General features: G+C 24.2%; 6 protein-coding genes. 5 read left to right on the forward strand and 1 reads right to left on the reverse strand.

The features are described 5' to 3' along the window. Nucleotides 1-697 (forward strand): hypothetical protein (locus KJQ97_RS08805; protein ID WP_214120604.1); only part of this gene is annotated, 697 nt, incomplete at its 5' end. A gap of 13 nt (nt 698-710) precedes the next feature. Then, the gene (locus KJQ97_RS08810) at nt 711-1,130 is read left to right on the forward strand and encodes a hypothetical protein (protein ID WP_214120605.1); all 420 of its coding nucleotides are present in this window, start codon (nt 711-713) and stop codon (nt 1,128-1,130) included. Between the two features lie 52 nt (nt 1,131-1,182). Here KJQ97_RS08810 and KJQ97_RS08815 read toward each other — a convergent pair whose 3' ends face one another. Beyond that, nucleotides 1,183-1,686 (reverse strand): hypothetical protein, encoded by a 504-nt coding sequence (locus tag KJQ97_RS08815; RefSeq protein WP_214120606.1) that lies wholly within the window; start codon nt 1,684-1,686, stop codon nt 1,183-1,185. A 180-nt stretch (nt 1,687-1,866) separates the two neighbouring features. Between KJQ97_RS08815 and KJQ97_RS08820 the strand changes: the two genes are divergently transcribed. The 3 genes from KJQ97_RS08820 to KJQ97_RS08830 all read left to right on the forward strand — a co-directional run bounded on the left by KJQ97_RS08820 (nt 1,867) and on the right by KJQ97_RS08830 (nt 4,194). After that, entirely contained in the window at nt 1,867-2,544 is a 678-nt protein-coding gene (locus tag KJQ97_RS08820) for a hypothetical protein (RefSeq protein ID WP_214120607.1), read from the forward strand. A gap of 22 nt (nt 2,545-2,566) precedes the next feature. After that, nucleotides 2,567-3,244 (forward strand): hypothetical protein, encoded by a 678-nt coding sequence (locus tag KJQ97_RS08825; RefSeq protein ID WP_214120608.1) that lies wholly within the window; start codon nt 2,567-2,569, stop codon nt 3,242-3,244. Nucleotides 3,245-3,471: 227 nt separating this feature from the next. Continuing rightward, nucleotides 3,472-4,194, forward strand: coding sequence for a hypothetical protein (locus KJQ97_RS08830; RefSeq protein WP_214117432.1), 723 nt, complete (start codon nt 3,472-3,474; stop codon nt 4,192-4,194). The last annotated feature ends 113 nt before the right edge of the window (nt 4,195-4,307 follow it).

The following is a 4,307-nucleotide window of genomic DNA, read 5'->3' on the forward strand; positions in this document are numbered from 1 at the left end:
AGATAAAGATACTTTAAAAGATTTAAAAAGCTTTTTTAATAAAAATGATTTTTTAGAAGAAAATGGAAAAACTATTTTAAAAGGCGACGCTGCTAATTATGTAGCAGGTTGGTTTAGTGAGATTGCTTTTGATTTAAAATATCTTGAAAGTGATAGCGATAATAATGGGGTGCTAAATAGTGATGAATTAATGAATACTTTAATTGATGTTTGTTATTTTGATGAGAATAAAGATGGGGTTTATGTCTTAAGCGAGATTGTTAAAAAAGACAAAATATTAGAAGAAGATATTAATGAATTTGGCGAAAAAAATATAAACACTATTTCAAAAATGATTAATAATAGAATATTTTTTGATAAAGATAAAGATGGAGAAATTTTAGTAAAAGAGCAATATATTGAAGATGAAAGCGAGTATTTTAAAAACTTAAATCAAGCAAAAGAAGAATTAAAAAATAAAAAAGAAAAAATAGAAGCCAATCCAAAGCTAAAAGAATACGCTATTAATGAAGAAAATAATCACATAAGAAAACTAAAGCAAGATATAAAATTATTTAAAAACTCAAATTCTTTAAAAATAAATGAAGATAAAGAAAAAGAATTAAAAGACAAAAATAATTTAGAAGAATTTTGCGAGTTTAGCATAAAGCTAATTGATGAGCTAAAAGCTTATAAATTACTAGATTTAAAAGCTTAGAAATGTCTTTAAAATGCTAAAAACAATACTTTATATAATGATTTTTTTAATATTTTTTATTATTGGTTTTTTAGTTTTTTTAAGTTACGGCAAAGCTGATAGTAATATCATAAATATTGTTAGCTTATCAATTGATAAAATAGAAAAAATTCTTATTAAAAATAATTATTGTAATTCTAAAGAAGATTGTATTAGTAGAACTTATATTTTATACGATTCGTCTTTTAATAATATTTATTTAAATATTTATAACAATGTAGATAGAACTACAAGCAATGAAATTTGTAATATGATGAAAAATATAAAAACACAAAATAAGCATATAGATTTTTATCTTGAGTTTTTTGAGTATTCTAAAGATGAGTATTATCAAGGATATAACAACAATAATCAAGCAATAAAACAAAAAGCATTTTATAAGTGTAAATATTAATAAGATTTAAAAGGAAAGGACTTTTTAAGCCATTTCCTTGATAATTTTAGAATTATTTATTTAAAAAAGTTTTTAAACTATTATATCTTTCACAACCCACATTAGATTGAGCATCACAAGCTTTTTTGTAATAACTTAAAGCTTTTTGTGGATTTGTTTCTAAACCATAATTTTTACCATCCTTTAAAACCAATCCATCTCCTGCTACAACGCAAAATTTGTTATGAGATGATTCGTTTTTTACTATTATATTTGGTAATTCGCATAATTTACTTATAGCTTTTTGAGCATCAATATAGGCTTCTTTAATATCAATTAATTGTTCTTTCACTAATTTTACATTAGCAATAGCTGTCATTAAACAACCACTAAAATTATCTTTAGCACATAAATCTTTTGAGTATTGATAACAGGCTTTCAAATCTTCTTTGCAGTATTCATCAAGCTCAAAAGCACAATTTGATTGGTCTTGATTTTTACAAGCTTTATCAATATTACTAATATCAACAGCAAATAAGCCTGAAATTAAAGCTAAACTTAATAATATCTTTTTCATAAACTCTCCTTAAAAATAATTTGAATTATATTGATTTATGAATTAATTTCTAATTAAATAATTACTATTGAATGAATTAAAATATTAAATATTTAAAGCTACTTAATACTTATTATTTGTTTATTTAAATAAGGAACACATTTTGCTCTTGTTTAATTATTATAAATTAAAGGAGAGCAAATGTTAATAAATGATAGGATTGTTCTTAGTTCTTTCACTAAGACAAATAATTTAAAAGATAATAAAAACACTTCATTTGAAGAAGCCTTACAAGCTCAAAGTAAAGCAGCAAGCAATATAAATGATGAATTAATTAATAAGTGTATATCAAATTCTAAAGATGATTTTGCTTGGATGCACTATGGAAATTGTTTATTTTTTCCCACAGAATGGCATACTCCTAGAAAAGATAAAGAGACTTCAGATGATTATATGGCAAGATTACCTAAAGAAGATGTAGGGGTAATGATGTTTTTAGAAGCTTGTGGGATAGTTGAGACTAAAAAACTAGAATCAGTTAAAAATAATTTAGATTATGAAGGTTTAAAAGTAGCAGAAGAAATCATAGAGAACTATCAAATCACACCTGATTTGGAGTTAAAAATAATTGAATTTGCTAAAAAATCATCAAAAGAATTTATGAATAAATTTGATTTACCATCAGGTAGCGTAGGGCTTGACCACCCTAAATTACAAGCTATTTTTAAAAAACATGGAATTTCAATGGATGAATTTGTAGATAAAGAAAAATTAATGCAACAAAGCTTTAAATTTGATTTTGATAAAGAAAAAGATAAATTATTAGATGAATTAATGAAAATTAGTGATAACTCTAAGGCAAGATTAGGAATTAGCTAATTCCTAAATTAAAGGAGAGCAAATGTTAATAAATGATAGGATAGTTCTTAGTTCTTTTACTAAGACAAATAACTTAAATGATAATAAAAAAGCTTCATTTGAAGAAGCCTTACAAGCTCAAAGTAAAGCAGCAAGCAATATAAATGATGAATTAATTAATAAGTGTATATCAAATGCTGAAGATGATTTTGCTTGGTCTATGTTTGGTTTTTGTACTTACTTTCCAACCGAATGGCATACTCCTAGAAAAGATAAAGAATTAGATAGTGAGTATTTAAATAGAATTCCTAAAGAAGATTTAGGGGTAATGATGTTCCTAGAAGCTTGTGGAGAAATTGAAACTAGGAAATTAGATCCAATTAAAAATGATTTAGACGAACAATTTTTTAAAAGAGCAGAAGAAGTATTAGAAAACTATCAAATCACACCTGATTTAGAATTAAAAATAATTGAATTTGCTAAAAAATCATCAAAAGAATTTATGCAAAAATATGATGCACCTGCAGGAAATATTGGACTAAATCACCCTAAATTACAAGCTATTTTTAACAAACATGGAATTTCAATGGATGAATTTGTAGATAAAGAAAAGCTAATGCAACAAAGCTTTAAATTTGATTTTGATAAAGAAAAAGATAAATTATTAGATGAATTAATGAAAATTAGTGATAACTCTAAGGCAAGATTAGGAATTAGCTAATTCCTAATTAGCTTTATTTGTTTAGGCTTAATGCTTATTAAGTTTATTTGTTGATTTAAAAATATTCTCAAATTTTTTAATGTAAGCTAATTGATTATGTTAAATCTAAAATATTTTTTTAATAATTATAGATACTTAAACAAATCATATAAATTTTTACAATATTAAGTATTTTTTAAGAATGGGGGGGGGTATTATTTTCTTTTTTTATCAAAAAAGGAGAATGAATGAAGAAATTATTGTTTTCAACACTTTGTTTAGGTGCTTTAGGTGTAGCTGCTAATGCGGGAACTTATTCTGGTATTAATTTTGGCTTTTTATCTACTTCAAAAACAATGTTTATTATCAATAATAAAGAATATTTAGGCAATAATAATTGGGATATTAATGGCTATATTAGAACTTATAAAGAGCACGAAAGAGATTCTGAATTTGTTTGGAGTTTTGAGGCTAATTATTTTTGGAATAATTATAAAGATAGATTTGATGACTTAATTCCAATTATAAGAAATAATCAATTTGATTTTAGTGTTTTGATTGGTTATGGAATGTATGTTAATGATGAATATGAAGATGAGCTTAGTTTGAACTTAATGGGTGGTCTTGCGTATCATAATATGGGTATTAGAGGCGGTGCTATTTATGATATTAAGGGATTAAAATTTGGTTTAAGTGCTTTATCAAAACCATTTGATACAAAAAAATATATGGTAACTCTTGATGCTTATTATAATTTTTATTTAAGTAATAATTATTTTAGAGATGTTCAAAATGAATTTGGTGTGAAAAAGAATAGAAATGCTTATGATATATCTTTAGGTATGTTGTTTAATACTACACCATCTCGTTATAGCCCTTATGTTAGCACTAAAGTGGGTGTTAAAGATAATTTATTTTCACAAAAGAATAATAACCTTTATATAAATCTTGGTTTAGGTTTTCATTTTTAATTTAACTAATAATTTATAAATTTCGTGCTTTTTGGCACGGAATTTAAATCTAAAATTCGTTTTTAAATTCCTTTATTATTCGCTTTAATTTTAAAGGAATTTCAAATATGAAT

The sequence above is a fragment of the Campylobacter sp. 2018MI01 genome (genome assembly GCF_018501205.1).
Classification (GTDB): Bacteria; Campylobacterota; Campylobacteria; order Campylobacterales; family Campylobacteraceae; genus Campylobacter_E.

Excerpts from the sequence above, each read along its gene's own strand:
- KJQ97_RS08810 (WP_214120605.1), top strand. The coding sequence starts at position 711 with ATGCTAAAAACAATACTTTATATAATGATTTTTTTAATATTTTTTATT.
- KJQ97_RS08815 (WP_214120606.1), bottom strand. The coding sequence starts at position 1,686 with ATGAAAAAGATATTATTAAGTTTAGCTTTAATTTCAGGCTTATTTGCT.
- KJQ97_RS08820 (WP_214120607.1), top strand. The coding sequence starts at position 1,867 with ATGTTAATAAATGATAGGATTGTTCTTAGTTCTTTCACTAAGACAAAT.
- KJQ97_RS08825 (WP_214120608.1), top strand. The coding sequence starts at position 2,567 with ATGTTAATAAATGATAGGATAGTTCTTAGTTCTTTTACTAAGACAAAT.
- KJQ97_RS08830 (WP_214117432.1), top strand. The coding sequence starts at position 3,472 with ATGAAGAAATTATTGTTTTCAACACTTTGTTTAGGTGCTTTAGGTGTA.